This is a genomic window from Butyricimonas synergistica DSM 23225 (assembly GCF_000379665.1).
GTDB lineage: Bacteria > Bacteroidota > Bacteroidia > Bacteroidales > Marinifilaceae > Butyricimonas > Butyricimonas synergistica.
Genome location: NZ_KB903360.1, coordinates 159044 through 176489, shown reverse-complemented (window position 1 = coordinate 176489; position 17446 = coordinate 159044). Strand labels below are relative to the sequence as shown.

The following is a 17446-nucleotide window of genomic DNA, read 5'->3' as shown; positions in this document are numbered from 1 at the left end:
AATCAATTATTTTAGAATCCTAAACGTAAAGTGAAGTTCACCTGATTGGCAAATGGATAGTTAAGTCCTCGTTCCTGTTTGATGGAGGAAACACGCCAGATATCAGCCATGCTAACCCCGATTTGGAAGGTGGACAGGAATGTCTTTTTCATCCAAGCGTGGTTACTGAAGTCGTATTCAATGTCTAAAGAGGCGAGCTCCATGAAATTGTTTTTTTGCACGAAGCGAGAAGTGGAGCGGGTCGGGTCATCGAAAGTGTCTTTCAAAGCTTTGAAACGCGCAACCTGACCTACCTCGCGCCAGCGGTCGGTAAATACCCGTTTATCGGCATTCGTGAATTTTAGGTTGGCATCTTCCACTTTGTCCACCAGGGTTTGGTTGTACTCGTCACCGCCGAACTCATAGCGGAATCCGGCATAGACGGAGAGTCCCTTGTAGCTTAAGTTCAAGGAAATGGTTCCTCTGGCTTTCGGTTCTTTATCACCGATCACTTGGGTATTCAAGGCTGTCCAATCGTAGCTGATGTTGCCGTCGCGGTTCAGGAAAAGCTCTTTCCCGTTTGCCGGGTCGATACCCAACGAGCGCATACCCCAGATGGCGGTTAAGGATTGTCCTTCTTCATATTTGCTAAGCGGTTTTGACCATTCAGCTTTGTTCGTGGCATCGGATAAATATTCATCTACCAAGTCATTGTAAGCCTTTAAGGATTCGGATATTTTCTTCATTTTTCCTTTCTGGGAGGAGAGGTTGGCGGCGATGCTCACGTACCAGTTATCGTTCCGGAGTAGCACGCTACGGAAATCCAAGGTGAGCTCTTTGTTTTCATTCTTACCTTGGTTGTCGTAGTAAGTCGTAAAACCGGAAGAGGAGGGGATGGTCACGTCGGTAATCATATCCACGGTCGTCTTGGTGAAATACTCTGCTTTGAGGTAAAATTTATCTTGGAACAAGTTTAAATCCACACCGATGCTCCAGGTATTTGCCTTTTGCCATTTCAAATCGGGATTTCCCATGGCTGACAATACGGCGCCATAACCGCTACTGTACCAATAATCCGTGTTGTTCTGGTAGATGGAGGTTGACATGGAAGCCTGGAATCCGGAACTTTGTCCTGTTTGCCCGTAACTGCTGCGCACGCGCAACTCCGTCAACCAAGGGAAAGCATCCTGTACACCATTGTAGTTGTGGATGTTGATACCGGCACCGATGGAGGCAAAAGGCGCCATCCGATTGTTCTCGCCGAATTTGGAAGAGGCATCGCAACGTATGGAAAGGTCGGCAAAATAGATGTTATTGTACATGTAATTCCCCGTTGCCGTGATACCGATGGAACGGTCTTTGGCGCTATAGAACGAGGGTTTATTGGATATTTCGGAAGCGTAATGCGGGGAATCCAAATCGCTGGACGGAAATCCTCGGTATTCTTCGTTTCTAGTGGTTCTTTCACCCGTCATCAGGTCGTAGCGCAACGTGGCGTTGATGCTGTGCTTCTTGATATTTTTGACGTATTGCAGCGAGGCGGAGAATTGCCAATCGATGTCGGTTCCGGAGTTTATCCTTAATTTACCTCGTAATTGGTTGAAATCATCATTTGTGTTTTGGTTTTCATCGGATTGGGATTTCGGGTCAATAAAACGCTTGCCGTCGTCCCATTTTTTGGTAGCGGTCAGGGCAACGTCTGCTTTCAATCCGTCGACAATGTACCACATGACTCTCGTCGTGTTGCTCAACTCCTCGTAATTGGAGCGGTTGTAACTCTTTAAGCTAGCTTCGTAAAGTGGATTCTTGCTGCTAGAGCCTCCGGAGTTGGGTAATGTTTGAAGGTAGTTCCCGTATTCATCCTTTAACCTGTTATAAGGACGTTGGGAGGTGTAGTCCGAGAATGTGCCGTAAGGTGACTCTTGGGAATTCATGCATTCGTAAGTCGTGTTGTTCACTACCTGCAATATGCTGCCTATGCGATAGTCTAATTTCAAGCCGAGGGTGACATTCTTGCGGTAGGAATCTTTCATGACACCGTTGTTTTGGTTGTATCCGAAGTCCAATCCGAAACGAAAATTTTCGGCACCCCCGTCCAAGTGTAAACTATGCTTGTGGTTTACGGCATTGCGTAGCGGCTGTGCCAGCCAATCGGTTTCTACCCCCTCTTTGATCCATCCTAACCGTTTGTAATAATCATCTTCACCCATTGGGGCTCCAATACCATCGTAAAGGCCGGTAAGGCGTTCCGCTTCTAGAAGTTCGGAGCCGTTCATCATGTTGTAATCTTTTAATGAAGGCATGGATACCGTTCCGAGCAAGTTGTAGGTCACGTTGATTTTACCGGGACGGGGAGCCACAGTCGTAACGACGATCACGCCGTTGGAAGCGCGGGAACCGTACATAGCGGTGGCGGCGGCGTCTTTCAGCATGGTGATGCTCTCGATACGGTTCGGGTCCATGTCATATATTTTTTCCGCACTTACTTCGATACCGTCCAGTATAAAGGTCGGCAGGTTTGGATTGGAATTCAAATTGTTCTTGTCCAAATCTCTCACGCCGATACCGGTACGTCCGGAGATGTACATTTCCGGCATGTGGTTCGGGTCGGATCCGAATCGGTTGTCGCGTTCGATTCTAAAGGAAGGGGCAAATGCTTCCAAGGCGGTCAGTACGTTGCTCTTGGATGCTTTGAGCAGCTCTTCGCGTTTTACGGTGACGCTACTTCCGGAGAAGCTTTTCTGGTTGATTTTGGAGATACCTGTTACCACAACTTCTTCCAGGTCTTCTTGTTTTTCTTTCATGACAATCCGGAATTTTGTTTCTTGTCCGATTTTTATCTCTTGCGATTCCATTCCGATGAAAGAAAATACTAAAGAAACTTCTTTTAGGTTGGCGGGGATAGTCATTTTGAATAACCCGTTGGCGTCGGTACTGGTCCCGATGGTGGTCCCCTTGATGGTCACGGTTACTCCCGGTATGGAGTCTCCCTTGACATCGACAACGACACCGGTGATTTCTTTGGCTTTTTTCTCGTCTTCCTTTGATGTGGTTGATTTCGGTGTAATAACAAATACATCGTCAACAATTTTGTAGACTAGGTTTGTGTTTTCGAGACATTTTTTAATGACCTCTTCCAAGGGCTTCTCTTGCATCTTTAAATCAAATTGACGTTGGGATTTGACTTGTTCGTGATTGTACAAAATCTTGCATCCCATGACGTTGGTCAGATGTTCGAGGACGTTCGATAATGTGGTTTGTTTTAAGTTTACGGAAATAATTCTGTTCTGTTGTGCGTATAGCGTACTTCCTAACGTGGAAATTGCTAAGAAAAATTGCAGGAAAAGGAATAGGCTTCCTCCATACAATAGTTTGCAGACCGACTTTTTTTTCCTCATAATTAAATTGCTTTAGGTTATTTGATGTGGGCGGGTGAAAGAGTTTCGCTTCTTTCACCTGCCCGTGAATTGGTTATTTTATTGTTAGTGCTTTTTTTATCGTCTGTAACATTAAAGCATAGTGTGAGCGTGTGTTTTCGTCTCCCGTGTTCTTGGCTTGCTCGAGCAGTGTTTGGCATTTCTCGAGGAAGAAGTAGAATGTGGGAGCCATACTTGAAAAGTGACCGTCTACCATGCGTTGGAAGCCGACACTGGCAACGGGTTGTTGTCCTTCCGGTTGTCCGAAGGGTGATCTATAACCGAACTTTTGGTACATCTGTATAGCCAGCCATTCCTCGACGGACGGTTGATTTGCAATTCCCCATCCTGATACGCGGTCAGCCTGTTGCCCTGTTTCTACGTTGGATTTCGCGATCATGCTGTTCACGAATTCCCGTTGTGCCACGATTTCTGCCTCGGTCAAATTGCGTCTTTTGATCGTTGATTTCCAAACGTAATCATAGATGTCTTGCAGATACTCTTTTTCCGTGTAAGGATCGTCTGATTTGTCCGCGCAAAGTGCCAGCCGTTTGGTCCCGTTGATTAAGTTCGCCATGGTGTAGACTTGCATGTGGTTGGCAATTGAGCCTACGATGGAGATGTTTTTGAAATAGGTTTCATTGTCTAACCATGCCATGTCTTCTTGGGCTTTTAACAAGAATTGTACGGCTTCTTTCTGTTTCGCTTTAGGAACCGATTGGTAAGATGGGCGTGGGTCGCCTACATATCTTTCGTTCAGGTAAATTCCCCCGATTAGTACGTCTACATGGCGCAGGTAAAGTTGCAATTGATTTAATGTCGTGTAGTAGAAATAATCCCTGAACGAGTAGTCTTTGTCGTCTTTGTCCAGCCAATTGTCGATATTCGCAACGACGTATTTCAAGTTTTTAATACCATAAGTGGCTGATTTGATGGGGTCATCTCCTAAATCTTCCTCCATGGCGCTGGGGTCATAATGCATGTAAATTTGTTGCTTCCCGTAACGGTAGATAGGATCCCCTGCTTTTTCACTGATCCAACGGTCTAAGACGGGTATTTCTTCTTCGGCCGTTTTTGCCTCGAGGATAGGGGAGTAAATCCAGTTGATAGCGTAGTAGTCATATTGCCCAAGGATAGGAGGCGTGAGTTTTACTCCTTTTTCCAGGTCTCCAGGTTGTGCCACGTAGTTGAAGCGGGCATAGTCCATGATGGAGGGAGTCGTTCCGTATTTTTGAGTGAAAGATGCGGAGCGCAAAGAGTCCGTGGGGAAGGCGTTCGAGGCTGCCATGTTGTGCATTAACCCTAAGGTGTGTCCCACTTCATGGCGGCTTACATAGCGGATAGCATCGCTTAAGATGTCTTCCGGCAAGTTCAGGGTACGTACTCGCGGGTCAACGGCTGCCGTTTGTACCATCCGCCAATTGTATAGTAGGCTAACGAGGTTGTGGTTCATGTACACGGAAGCGTTCAGGATTTCCCCGCTTCTTGGGTCAACCCAAGAGGGACCCATGGCGTTCTCTACCATATTAGGCGCGTAAATGACGCAAGAGTATTTGATGTTATTCGGGTCAAATTCTGGGTCATCAGTCGGGAACGGACGTACTTGTACGGCATTCTTGAACCCGATTTTCTCGAAAGCTAAATTCCAGTCCTCGATACCTTGGGTGATGCTCTGTTTCCACATTTCCGGAAATTCGGGATCAATGTAGTAAACTATCGGTTTGATGGGTTCCACGAGTTTTCCGCTCTTGAATGCTGCCGTGTCTTTTGGCTCCAGTCTCCAACGGTTGGCATAATAAATGACTTTTACTCCATGGTCGTCATTCGCGTATTTCATTTTTCCCGTGTAGAAGACGCCTATGCGGGGATCGCTGAAACGGGGACGCATGGGTTTTTCCGGTAGCAATACTAGAGAACGGGTTACTTCCGCGGTGAAAGGTTTGTCTGTTTGGTATTCAAACATGCCTAAAGCTCGCATGGTGATGGTAAACGAAAGGTGGCTGTTGATGGAGATGTTGTCATCAAATGCTTTGATGTCCCCCACGAAGGAACGTTCCTTTTTGAATTTTGTGATACGCAACATCCAACCGTAATAGGTACTTGCGCTATACGGGTCGAAGGGGTCAATTTCGTATCGGTCGCTCACGAAGAAGTCCGTCACGTCAAATACAACGGCTGTTTTGTCGTTGTTCCAACACTTGATGTCGAAGTTTTCGATGATAGCTCCCACGTTTGATTCGTCTATCGCATTTTGAATGTTTTGGTCTTCCGCGTTTGTTATCGAGTAGTTGAATACATAGCGTAATTGTACAGTGGAATCCCCTTTGGTAAAGTAGATATGCAACGGGTCGTGAGGTTTTTGACCGACAAGTCCTTCGTCATTGCTCGCCGTTTCCTTGATTGTTGAACCGAGTAGCATTTCTCGTTCAAAGAGGGCGAGGGGAAATTCAAAATATATTTTCCCATCTTTTTTGTGCAGGGTGATCATCCCTTTCTCGGTCTGGCAATCCGGGGTAGCGAATAGTTTATCGTATTCCGTTTTTGCTTTTGTTTCGGTCTTTTCCTTTTGGTCCTTCTTTTTCTTTGTGCCTGCTTGTAAACCTATGGCAGGAATTAGAAAACAAAGAAAGAAAAGTATGGTTATTTTATTCATTTTCATTTTTGATTTAATGTTCCACATCTGTTTATTTCAGAGCCTTTTCTATTTGACGGAGCAGTAATCTGTAATGGTTGCGGGTCTCGATATTTGGATGATTATAATTCTTTTGAAGTAAATCTTTCGTTTTCATCAATATCCCGTAATAAACATGATATTGCTCAGGTGCATTGTTGAAATTGACGTTAAACAAGAAGCCGAAGCCGCTTACTTCTTCCGGTGATTGCAGGCGTTCAAAAGCATATTGAGTGTTATATCCGAAGTCCTCGATGCTTTTTTGTTGCACGTAATCGGGCATTTGAATGGAGTTGTCAGTAATACCTATCATGATGGAATTTTTTGATTGGGTACTTGTCCCCTTGTTTACAACGGCGTCCACGAATGCGATTTGTAATTTCCTGTCAGAAACCGACAATGATTTATTCTTGAGCGTGTTCTCCCAAACGTAATTATACACGTCATTCAAATATTCCTTGGTCGTGTAAGCTTCTTCCGGGGTAGATTTGGTGACGCATAATGGAATTCTGCCACTTCCCGAGTTAATGATCTGGCTTACGAGAGAGGATTGAATGTCGTATGCCGGGCTTCCGATAAGCGGGAAGTTCTTGAGCAATTCTTTGTTTTCGACCCATTCTATTTCTTTGGCTTGTGTCATCAAGAATTTTAGTGCTTGTTTTTGTTTTTCTTTCGGCACAGACTGGTAACTCGGGCGAGGGTCTCCCACGTATTTTTCATTCAGGTAAATACCCCCGATATTGAAGAACACGTGGTTCAAATAACGACCGTATTGCTGCAAAATTTCATTGTATAGCATCCCGCGGTGCGTGTAGTCCTTGTCGTTGGCATCAAACCATGTGTTCAGGTTTGAAAGAATGTATTTCAAGTTTTTGATACCGTATTCAGATGCTTTTACGGCGTCGTCACCCAGGGCTTCGGATAGGGATGTCGGATCCAGAATAAGTGAAAGTTGTTGTTTCCCGTAACGGTAGATGGGATCTCCTGCCTTTTCACTGATCCAGCGGGTTAAAATTTCAGACTCTTCTTCGGCCGTTTTTGTTTCCGGTAAATAGGAATAGTTCCATTTTACCAGATAGTAGTCGTATGCTCCTAAAATAGGAGGAGTTAATTTTACACCTTTTTCTTTGTCACCGGGTTGTGCTACATAGTTAAAACGAGCGTAGTCCATGATGGAAGGCGTGGTCCCGTTAGCTTGAGTGAATTCAGGATCTCTCAATTTTTCAACGGGATAGGCGTCTGAGGCTGCCATATTGTGCATGAATCCCAAACAGTGTCCCACTTCATGACGGGCTACATAACGGATAGCGTCACCCATGATGCTTTCCGGTAAAATTTTTACGCGCACATCCGGGTCTGCGGCTGCCGTGTGAATGAATCTCCAGCTGTAAAGTAGGTTGATCAAATTATGGTAAATATATACTGAAGCATTGATAATTTCTCCCGAACGCGGATCTGTCCAAGAGGGACCCATGGCATTTGCCATGGGGGTAGGTGCGTAACGGACGCAGGAATATTTGATATTGTCAGGATCAAATTCCGGGTCGTCTGTTGGGAAAGGACGGGTTTGAACTGCATTTTTGAACCCGATTTTTTCGAAAGCTAAATTCCAATCCTCGATACCCATGCTGATGTATTTTTTCCACATTTCGGGGAAATTGTTGTCAATATAGAACACGATGGGTTTTTTAGGCTCCACGAGTTTGCCAGCCTTGAAGGTCGCTTCATCTGATGGTTCCAGTTTCCATCTGTTAGAGAAATAAACCACTTTTGCCCGATTGTCTTTGTTCGTGTATTTGATTTTTCCTGTCGGGAAAATACCGATACGCGGGTCTGCGATACGGGGACGTGCCGGAGTTCCCGGCAACAAGATAATACTGCGTGTTGCTAAGATGGTTAGTGGTTTTTCGTATTCTATGTAAGATCTGCCGTATATGATGGTACATTTGTAAGAAAGTACGCTCCGTATGGCGACATTATCTTTAAAAGCTTTGATACCTTCCAAGAAAGATTTATCAGATTGGAAGGTACTTTGACGGTTCAAGTATCCCCCGTAGGTATTAGCCCCGTAAGGGTCGATTACGTCTAATTGCTTATTGTCTCCTGCAAAGAATTCAGTTGTTTCGAATACAACAGCGCTACTGTCCGCGTTGTAAGCCAAAACCTTGTAATTCCCTAGTATCGAACCGATGTTTGATTTAGCTAACGCGCGTTCAATGTTGTCGTTGCCTTCTTTTGTCGTGATGGAGAGCCCGTCAATTAGACGCAATTGGATCGTGCTGTCTGTTTTGGTAAATTGCACGTGAATGGGATTCATCGGTTTTTGACCAACTAAACCGTCTCCATTGTCACTTGTTTCCGTGATTGTGGAAGCGATAAGCATATCCTTGTTTAGTAGATTGAGGGGAAATTCAAAATATAATTTTCCGTCTACTTTGTGAAGGGTAATAAGTCCTTCTGCTTTTATATGGCTTTTTTTGTCGAAGAGTTTGTCATAGGCATTTTCCTTTTTAGCGGAAGTTTTTTCTTCGTCTTTTTTCTTTTTTCTTTCAGCTGCGGTAATATCCGAGAAAAGAGTAACGGATAAAATACAAATGAGTACATACAATTTGTGTTTCATAGTAAATGTTATTTGTTTTACATACATGCGTCTGGTACGCACACCTTTTATTGATTTGTTTATATTGTTACATCCTCATGATGACCACTGTCCGGTCTTGCACCTTGAATTTAATATCTGCGGTTAATTCCAAAATATTGAATGCTTTCGTGATATCGGTGTATTTAGGTATAAAACCGGTAAAGTGGTAATCTTTAATAGATTGGTTCGTGTAAAATAGATTCACGTCATACCATCGGGCGAGTTTCGTCATGACGACTTCCAGTTGTTCGTTGGAAAAATAAAAATTATCATTTTTCCATGAAATGGCATTGTTGGCGTTTATCTTCTTGATACGGATATTATCCCCATCTATTTCAAGCGACTCGTCCGGTTCCAGTTTGTAATTCTTGTTTGCTTTTTTCACTTCCACGCTGCCTTCCAGCAACACGACCCGCGAAACGTCGTCATCCTTGTAGTTGGACACGTTGAAACTTGTACCGAGCACCTGCACCGCGAAATCTTTTCCTTCCACGATAAACGGGTGTTGCTCGTCACGGCTTACTTCGAAATAAGCCTCTCCTTCCAGGTATACCCGGCGTTCGGCCTGGCGGAAGGTCACGGGATACCTGAGTTTGGATTCGGAATTTAGGTGTACTTTTGTCCCGTCTGCCAGTTTCACGCTATATTCTCCCCCTCTGCCGATAACGAGCGTGTGGATACTTTCTGCTTGTGCGATCGTGTCCGCTTGTGTTGCGGCTTGGTAATATAGAGTGGACGAGTCGTTTCGGTATTTTGTCCCGGAATTGTCTTTTAATTCAAGCTGGCAATTCTTGTGTAGTTGTATTTCCTGCCGGTTGGACACGATGAGAGTTGCTCTGCCTTCCCCCGGTTGAATCGTGTTCATGGCGACAACTGTATTCTTTTTTTCGGATTCTCTTGTTATTTCATACTTGTAAATAAAGAATGCCCCGAGCAAAAGAAGGATGGCGGCGGCATATTTGAAATAACGGATTATAAAGTGTCTTCGGGAAGAGGTAACGACCTGTTTCCATGCCTTGTTCGTGTCGATGGTTTGCTTCAGTCGATATTGCTCGAGAATGTATTTTTCATCGTACATACGATGGTATAATTCTTGGTTTTTATCCGATTGCTTCAACCAATTGTCGAGAAAGAGTTTTTCTTCTTCTGTGATTTCCTGCCTTATATCTTTTAAGATGAGGTCAGAAATTTTCTGTATGTCAGATTCTTTTCTCATGGTGATATTGTCTTTTATCTTTAAGACAAAAGAATCAATACCGCGGGTGACAAAGGGGATTATTTTTTATATTTCAAATAATGTGGAAAATGAAAGCTGCCACGGGGAATAAATCCTTTAGATTTTCTTTCAGGAACTTGCGCGCTCTCAGGCGTTGAGTTTTAACCGTGTTTTCGGATATGTGCAGGGTTTCGGCAACTTTGCAAACCTCCATGCCGTCAATATAACTTAATTTGAATACTTTCCGGCATTCCTCCGGGAGCTGGTCGATTGCCCGGAAGATTTCATCCATAATCTCGCTTTCGATGCGTTGGAGTAGGTAACTATTTTCTTCATAGACCTCTTGTTCGAAGTCTTTCATTTTTTCGGTAATGTATGCCTGGTGTTTCAGGTGATTGATACAGGCGTTATGTACCGAACTGTAAAGATAGGCTTTGAGCGATGTCACCCGGTTTATTTTTGCGTTTTTTTGCAATAACGTGATAAACACATTCTGAACGATGTCCTCCGCTTCGTCAATATTATTCAAAATGCGGTTGGCAAAAAGACATAAGGGAGGATAAAATGTGGTAAACAATTGTTTGCCGTATTCATCCGTTGAGAATAAGTGTATGTTAATCTCTTCTTCCATATTTTTGTCTTTTAGTCAAATTATTAACGTATTACCCCTAAATGTAAGACAAATAATATAACACTGCGGGTGACATAGGTTACGATTTTTTTCAAAATTACTTGCTAGAGCCTCAAATGGCGCCCGTGAACAATCATTCAAGGCAAAGTTAGAATATTTTGGGATATATCTCTATTTTTGTGCTCTCAAACGGACAGTATGAACAATTGGATTTCGAGATATAAACAGCATTACACCGATACGATCAGGATCGGGGTCCCCATCGTGTTGGGGCAATTGGGTGTGGTGGTTGTCGGTTTGGTGGATAATATCATGGTGGGGCATTTCAATACGTCCGATTTGGCGGCTTCTTCATTCGTGAACAGCGTGTTTAATATCCCGATTCTTTTCGGGTTGGGGTTTTCTTACGGGTTAACCCCGTTGATCGGGCAGTTTTTCGGGCGGGGGGACAAATTCCGGGTGGGAGGTTTGCTAAGGAATAGTTTGTTGGCGAACCTGTTGATCGGTATCGTGTTGTCCGTGGCTATGGGTATTCTATATTTGAACGTGCATAAAATGGGGCAACCGGAAGAATTGTTGCCGCTGATACGTCCCTATTTCCTGTTGCAATTGAGTTCGCTGGTGTTCGTGATGATGTTCAATAGTTTCAAGCAATTTGCCGACGGTATCACGGACACGAAAACTTCCATGTGGATAATGCTTTCCGCCAACGTGTTGAATATTATCGGGAATGCGGTTCTGATATACGGGGCTTTCGGGCTTCCGGCACTCGGGGTGACGGGTGCGGGAATTTCCACGTTGGTTTCCCGGATATTTATGTTCGTTGCTTTCGCCTTTCTTTTTTTTCGGCGCTTGTCGTACCGTCGTTATCGGGTCGGGTACCGTCGGACGGCTTATAATTCCGTCGATTTGAAAGTGTTGAACCGGATGGGCGTCATGGTAGGGTTGCAAATGGGTATGGAAACCGCTTTGTTCAGCATCAGCGGGGTAATGATCGGGTGGTTGGGAACCATTCCCCTTGCTGCACACCAAGTAGTGGCTTCTATTTCTACGTTGGGATATATGGTGTATTATGGCGTGGGGGCTGCCGTTTCTATACGGGTGAGCAATTTTTACGGGCGGGGAGATATCGTGGGTGTCAGGCAAGCGACCACGGCAGGCGTTCACCTGTTGGCATTGCTGGCGATAAGTGTTTCCATTTTCTTTTTACTGGTAAGGGAACGTATTGGCTTGGTTTATACTTCTTCCGGGGAAGTCGTGGACTTGGTTGCCGTGCTGATGGTGATTCTTGTCTTCTACCAATTCGGCGATAGTTTGCAGATCATTTTTGCCAATGCCCTGCGAGGCGTGTCGGACGTAACTTCCATGGCGGTCATTTCCTTTATCGGGTATTTCGTGATTGCCTTGCCCGTTTCCTATATCTGTGGTTTTGTCTTAAATTGGGGCATTGAAGGCGTTTGGGTAGGTTACCCTCTCGGGCTGACCCTGACCGGAGCCATGCTATGCTGGCGTTTCTATTACTTCCTGCGAAAACAAAAAAAGTTTGGGGTTTAAAGTTGGAATGAAACTTTAATCCCCAATCTTTCCTTTACCTCCTTATTCCCTTTTTGCTTATCCGAGAAGTGTACCGTATTAATCCCGAGTGCTTGTGCCGCCTTGATATTCGCCTCAAGATCGTCAATAAACAACGATTCTTTCGGCTTCAGCTGATAGCGTTGAAGTATTAGATCGTAAATTTCCCGATCCGGTTTCACCATATGCTCGATTGCCGAAATAACCTGTCCGTCGAAATACTTGAAAACTTCCCGCGTTTTAAGATAATCGTAAAAATCGAGAGACATATTGGATAAACAGTATAATTTATACCCTTTGGCCGACAGTTCCTTAATCAACGCTTCCGTTTCGGGAATGGGCTTCAGGGAGAGTTTCACGTGTTCCACGAATGCGTCACATTCTTCGGCGGGTATTCCCGTGAGGAGAGCCACTTTGTTCACGAGTTCTTCCCGCTCGAGCATCCCTTTGTCGAAAGCCGTCCAGTAATCTTTGAAAAATCCATTGCTTTTGATATACATGATTAGCGTGGGATCTCCTTCAAATGAGTTGATTACTCGTTCCCCGTTCCACTCGACAACAACTCCTCCCAGGTCAAAAATAATATTTTTCATAATCGGCGTCTATTTATGTTTTGCTTTAAAAATCAATTATTATACCGACAGAGGGAAGTAGCGTCCCCGTGTCGTTTTTAATATACCGCATTAGGTAATGCCCCGGACGATCGGGGTCTACCCGGTAATTTCCGTTCGCATCCTCTTCCGGGACAAGGCGATCGGGGCTTTTTGTTTTATGGTTGTATATATTTTGTATGTCGGCATACAGGATCAGCGACCATTTCTTGAAATAAAAACTCCGGTCAACCCGAATATCCAGTTGGTGGAACGAGGATGCCCGTTCACTGTTGAAACGGGAATAGTCGAGATAAGGTTGCTTTTTAGCTTCCCAAGCGACAATCAGGGAACTCGTTTCCCGGTCGTAGGGGGTAAAGGGAGCCCCGTTCGTGTACCGCCATTTCATGCCGATATCCCAAAGTCCCAGTTTGCGGGTTGCCGTGAGAGAAAAGATATGTCGGTTATCCCAGCTGCTAGGGATATACTCGGATGTCGGGCGTAAATTATGATCCATTTGCTTGAACTCGGAATAGAAATACGTGTAGGCGGCGGATGCCACGATGCCGAAGAACTCTTGCGTGCGAACCATCAATTCCATCCCGTATGCCCGTCCCTCGCCAAGCGACTTGACGGGTTCATCCCCGACAGCGACATAATCCGTGCCCTTGTTGGCAAGCACGATGCTGTCTTGTAACGATACGGGGTATTTATCGTAGGTCTTGTAGAACCCTTCCAGCGTGATCTGGGTCCGGCTGCCGGGGCGGTATTCTATCCCGGCGGCATACTGGTTCGTGGCGATGTATTTTATTCCGTTGCGTTTGTTGACGAGTGCACCGTTGGCATCAGCATATCCCATGGTCGTGTAGGATGGTAACTGGTAATAACGCCCCGTGCTGGCATTGATAAACCATTCCGGCGTGAGCGAGTAGGATAGGGAAAGACGGGGTGAGAATTGTTTCAGCGGATTGTTCATCCCCGACGTGTAGCTATTCCCGTCTACCCGGGCGCCGAATGACAAGGAGAGGCGTTCCAGGAAAAAACTTTTACTGACCTGTCCGAATACTGACCATTGGAAGAAATCAAAATGCCGGTTATAGCGGATGTCGTTCAGCGTTCCTCCCGTGTACAGTTCCCGTTGTGTCTTGTTCTTGTACGTGGCATACTCTATGCCCGCTCCGAGATTTAGCTTTATGTTTTTCCGGGTCAGGCGGTTGTGCTCGAAACGGAACTTGTTTTCCGTTTCCCCCGAGGTATAGTCTACCAGTTTAGGTTGGCTCTTGTCGTTCCGACTGTATTTTTCTATCTCGTTATGCAGGGTACTCCGGCTAATCACGAAAAGGTGGTTCCATCGTTTCCCGTAATACTTGTATGTTGCCCCTAGGGTATAACTCCATTGCACGCTCTCGGGCAGGTAATTCAGCATATATTTTTGGTCATCGTCGGGGTCTTCCATGTTTTTATTGAGGTTATTCACGTCGTATGCCCCGATACCCAGTATCGTCAATTCGCTCTTGGACGAAAAATTGGTTACCGTCTTGAATTGCAAGTCGTTGTACACCGGAAGAAAAGGCAATCCGATCATATCGAACAGAAACTTGAGATAACTCCTTCGGGCGGACATGATAAACGTCGTTTTCGGGGCAAGCGGACCGTCCAGCGAGAGCCCGAAATCGGTAGCCCCGAAAGTTCCCCTTACTTTTATTTTGTCCGGGTTTCCCGATATTTGCCGGAAGTCGAGCAGGGAACTCATCAGGTTGCCCCGGTTCGCGGGAAAGGCTCCGGAATAAAAGTTTACTTCTTTCACGAAATCGACATTCACGATGCTCACCACGCCTCCAGAAGACCCTTGCGTGGCAAAATGATTGAGATTCGGCAATTCCACGTCGTCTAGGTAAAAGCGGTTTTCGCTGGGACCGCCGCCCCGCACGATAAAATCGTTCCGGAATGCCGGGGAAGAAAGTACGCCCGGCATGGATTGCAGCACTTTCGATATATCGCGGTTCCCTCCGGGGTTTTTCTCGATCTCGGCAATGCCTATGCGTTGTAAGGACATCGGACTGACTGCCGTTTTACGAAACGGGTCGGCTTTCACGGTCACCTGTTCCAGGGCAACGGTGTTTTCCTCTAACCCCACGTCCACTGTGCGTTCGGATGCCGTGTTGACCATAAACTCTTCCGATAACTTCGTGTTGTACCCGACACTGCTTACTTCCAGACGGTTGAATCCCAACGGCACGTTCTCTATCCGGAAGTACCCGTTCTCGTCAGTTGCCGTCCCAATCGTGGTTTTCCAGATCACCACATTGGCAAACGGCACCGGTTCATTGTTTTTACTGTCAAATACACGCCCTTTCACGACTCCCTTTTGTTGCGCAAGTGCCACAATCGGGACAAGGAATAATAGGGCAAGAGCGGATAGAATTATTGCTTTCATCTGTTTAAGTATCGGTATCGCAAATGTAATTAAAATACATCTACTTATGCTATGTCTTGCCCTGTTTTCAATGAAAAGTGATCCATTCCTTCTCGTTGTGTTGAAAAATAATATGACTTTTTTCGTAAAAAAAATGTCATATTATTTGCAGATTGCAAGAAAAGCACTACTTTTGTCCCCGTCTTCAAGCCCAGGTGGCGGAATTGGTAGACGCGCTGGACTCAAAATCCAGTGTCCTTTAAAGACGTGCGGGTTCGATTCCCGCCCTGGGTACAAGAATTCCCTCTTAATCAGTTGATTTTGAGGGGATTTTGATTTTGTGGCTACCCGAAGGGGGGCAATTGAACCGTGTTTTTATCGTTATGTTTCTAATATTCAGGCAAATATTTGAGTTTCTATATTTAACTTGTGTTAAATATTTTCAAGGGTAATTGTATAATACGACAAATAGCCTATTTTTGCAGATAAGATGTCGTGAATAAAGATACTATGTCGAAGGATTTTTTGGAGCACAAGGTTTTTGAGGAATTGTTTGATTTGCATTACGGGAATCTGGTGGGTTGCGTGTATGGCTACGTGAGGGATGAAGAGGTGGCTAAAGATATTGTTCATGATACCTTTCTTACTTTTTGGAATAACCGGAAACGTTTGGATTTATCTTATTCTGCGAAATCTTATTTGTTCACGTTGGCCCAGAATTACGCTTTGAATTATTTGAGGCATTTGCGGGTAGTGGAAGTGAATGAACGGGAGGTAACCGAGCTGCTGGAATCAGCTTCTGACGAGCTGGTAGAGTATGATGAACGTATTGCCCGGGTGGAGAAAAAGTTAGTCCAGTTGCCGGATAAGCAACGGGAGGTTTTTTTGAAATGTGTGGTGGAGGAGAAAAAATATCAGGAAGTAGCTGATGAATTGAAGGTGAGTATTAACACGGTCAAGAAGCATATGGCTCGGGCGTTGAAGTTTTTACGGGATGAGTTGCAGGATGAGACTATCCTGCTTTTCCTATTGTGTGATAAGTGATTGGCTTTCCCCTTTTATTTTTTTCGTAAAAAAATATCTTTTTTGTCACCCTTTTTTGAACGGTGCGTGTGATAGATGTAAAAAAATAAATCTATGAGATACACGGATGAAGATATTGAATTTGCAAATTTGATACTGACGGATCGGAAAAATCTGGATGATGCGAAGGTAGGGGCGTGGATGGAAGATCCGGAACACGTGATGTTGTTGAAGGAATTTGCCGCATTTTATCAAAGACGGGTGAATATGGATTTTAATCGATATAAGAAGGAAGAATTTGCCCGGTTGGAGAATACGATTCAAGAAAGGAAGAGTCGACGGATGACATTGCGTTGGTCGGTAGCAGCTTCTATTATTTTGTTGATCGGTTTGTTTGTGGGACGCATGGTTAATGAATGGAGTGATTCGGATGAATTGCGATTGTTGGCTGAGACAGAACGAATTGTGCCGGGAGTGAAGGTCGAGTTGATTTTGAGTACGGGGGAACGAGTGATTTTGGATCAGCAAAGTGCATTGATCGAAGGAATGAATGAAACGGGAATTCAAAATGATTCGGTGAGCGGATTGGATTATACAGCTGCAAAGGTACAGGGAGAAGAGATCATTTATAATACGATGCGTGTACCGGTGGGAGAATTTTATCAGTTGGCTTTGTCGGATGGAAGTAAGGTTTGGTTGAATTCGATGACGGAGCTTCGTTTCCCGGTTACTTTTACGGGAGAGGAGAGGAGGGTCTACTTGACAGGAGAGGCTTATTTCGAAGTGGCTCATGATTCGAAATATCCGTTTATCGTGGAGACGGAGAAAGGGATGGAAGTAAAGGTCTACGGGACGGAGTTCAACATGAATACGTACCGGGAAAATATGGTACAAACCGTGTTAGTGAAAGGCAAGGTGGGGATTCGGGTAGATGACACGGGAAAAGAAGTAATGTTGGCTCCCGGACAGATAGCAGAGTATGAGGAAAAGACAGGAACGGTTCGGGTGGAAGAGGTGGATCCGTATAGGTATATTGCGTGGAGAGACGGAGAATTCGTTTTCGAACGGGAAACAATAGAGGAGATTATGGAACGATTAAGTAGATGGTTTGACGTGAAAGTTTCCTATGAGAACGAGTCGTTGAAGCGAAAGCGGTTTACCGGGGTGATCAGTCGATATGAGGATATAGAGCAAGTGTTGCGTCTGATCGAGGGACCGGCAACTCTGCGTTTCGAGGTGGAGGACAACGTGGTGACAATCAGAGATGCTAGTGATAGTTATTAAGCAAAAT

Annotated in this window: 10 protein-coding genes and 1 tRNA gene; 4 read left to right on the top strand and 7 right to left on the bottom strand. The window is 44.9% G+C overall.

Going from position 1 to position 17446, the window contains the following annotated elements; all coding sequences use genetic code 11:
• Positions 1–11: 11 nt before the first annotated feature.
• From A3CY_RS0109145 to A3CY_RS0109125, 5 genes are all read right to left on the bottom strand, one after another.
• A complete protein-coding gene (locus tag A3CY_RS0109145; RefSeq protein WP_018337608.1) occupies positions 12–3377 on the bottom strand; it encodes a SusC/RagA family TonB-linked outer membrane protein in 3366 nt (1121 codons plus the stop codon).
• 73 nt (positions 3378–3450) lie between these two features.
• Positions 3451–6048 carry a zinc-dependent metalloprotease gene (locus tag A3CY_RS0109140; protein ID WP_040371594.1) on the bottom strand — a complete coding sequence of 866 codons (2598 nt, stop codon included), beginning with the start codon at positions 6046–6048 and terminating at the stop codon, positions 3451–3453.
• Positions 6049–6079: 31 nt separating this feature from the next.
• Positions 6080–8686, bottom strand: a complete 2607-nt coding sequence (locus tag A3CY_RS0109135; RefSeq protein ID WP_040371543.1) for a zinc-dependent metalloprotease — start codon at positions 8684–8686, stop codon at positions 6080–6082.
• A gap of 67 nt (positions 8687–8753) precedes the next feature.
• Positions 8754–9923: a FecR family protein gene (locus A3CY_RS0109130; protein ID WP_018337605.1), complete on the bottom strand. Its 1170-nt coding sequence runs from the start codon at positions 9921–9923 to the stop codon at positions 8754–8756.
• 73 nt (positions 9924–9996) lie between these two features.
• Entirely contained in the window at positions 9997–10554 is a 558-nt protein-coding gene (locus A3CY_RS0109125; protein WP_018337604.1) for an RNA polymerase sigma factor, read from the bottom strand.
• A 198-nt stretch (positions 10555–10752) separates the two neighbouring features.
• On the opposite strand from A3CY_RS0109125, the gene A3CY_RS0109120 reads away from it, so the two are divergent.
• A complete protein-coding gene (locus tag A3CY_RS0109120; RefSeq protein WP_018337603.1) occupies positions 10753–12108 on the top strand; it encodes an MATE family efflux transporter in 1356 nt (451 codons plus the stop codon).
• On the opposite strand, the gene A3CY_RS0109115 is transcribed toward A3CY_RS0109120, so the two are convergent.
• On the bottom strand, positions 12105–12719 hold the full coding sequence (locus A3CY_RS0109115; RefSeq protein WP_018337602.1) for an HAD family hydrolase: 615 nt from the start codon (positions 12717–12719) through the stop codon (positions 12105–12107). The genes A3CY_RS0109120 and A3CY_RS0109115 overlap by 4 nt on opposite strands.
• A 25-nt stretch (positions 12720–12744) precedes the next feature.
• The gene (locus tag A3CY_RS0109110) at positions 12745–15153 is read right to left on the bottom strand and encodes a TonB-dependent receptor (protein WP_018337601.1); all 2409 of its coding nucleotides are present in this window, start codon (positions 15151–15153) and stop codon (positions 12745–12747) included.
• Positions 15154–15341: 188 nt separating this feature from the next.
• Here A3CY_RS0109110 and A3CY_RS0109105 point away from each other — a divergent pair.
• The 3 genes from A3CY_RS0109105 (at position 15342) to A3CY_RS22005 (ending at position 17439) form a co-directional block, all read left to right on the top strand.
• Positions 15342–15426 (top strand) — tRNA-Leu (locus A3CY_RS0109105).
• Positions 15427–15642: 216 nt separating this feature from the next.
• Positions 15643–16176, top strand: coding sequence for an RNA polymerase sigma-70 factor (locus A3CY_RS0109100; RefSeq protein ID WP_018337600.1), 534 nt, complete (start codon positions 15643–15645; stop codon positions 16174–16176).
• A gap of 93 nt (positions 16177–16269) precedes the next feature.
• Positions 16270–17439 carry a FecR family protein gene (locus A3CY_RS22005; protein WP_018337599.1) on the top strand — a complete coding sequence of 390 codons (1170 nt, stop codon included), beginning with the start codon at positions 16270–16272 and terminating at the stop codon, positions 17437–17439.
• The last annotated feature ends 7 nt before the right edge of the window (positions 17440–17446 follow it).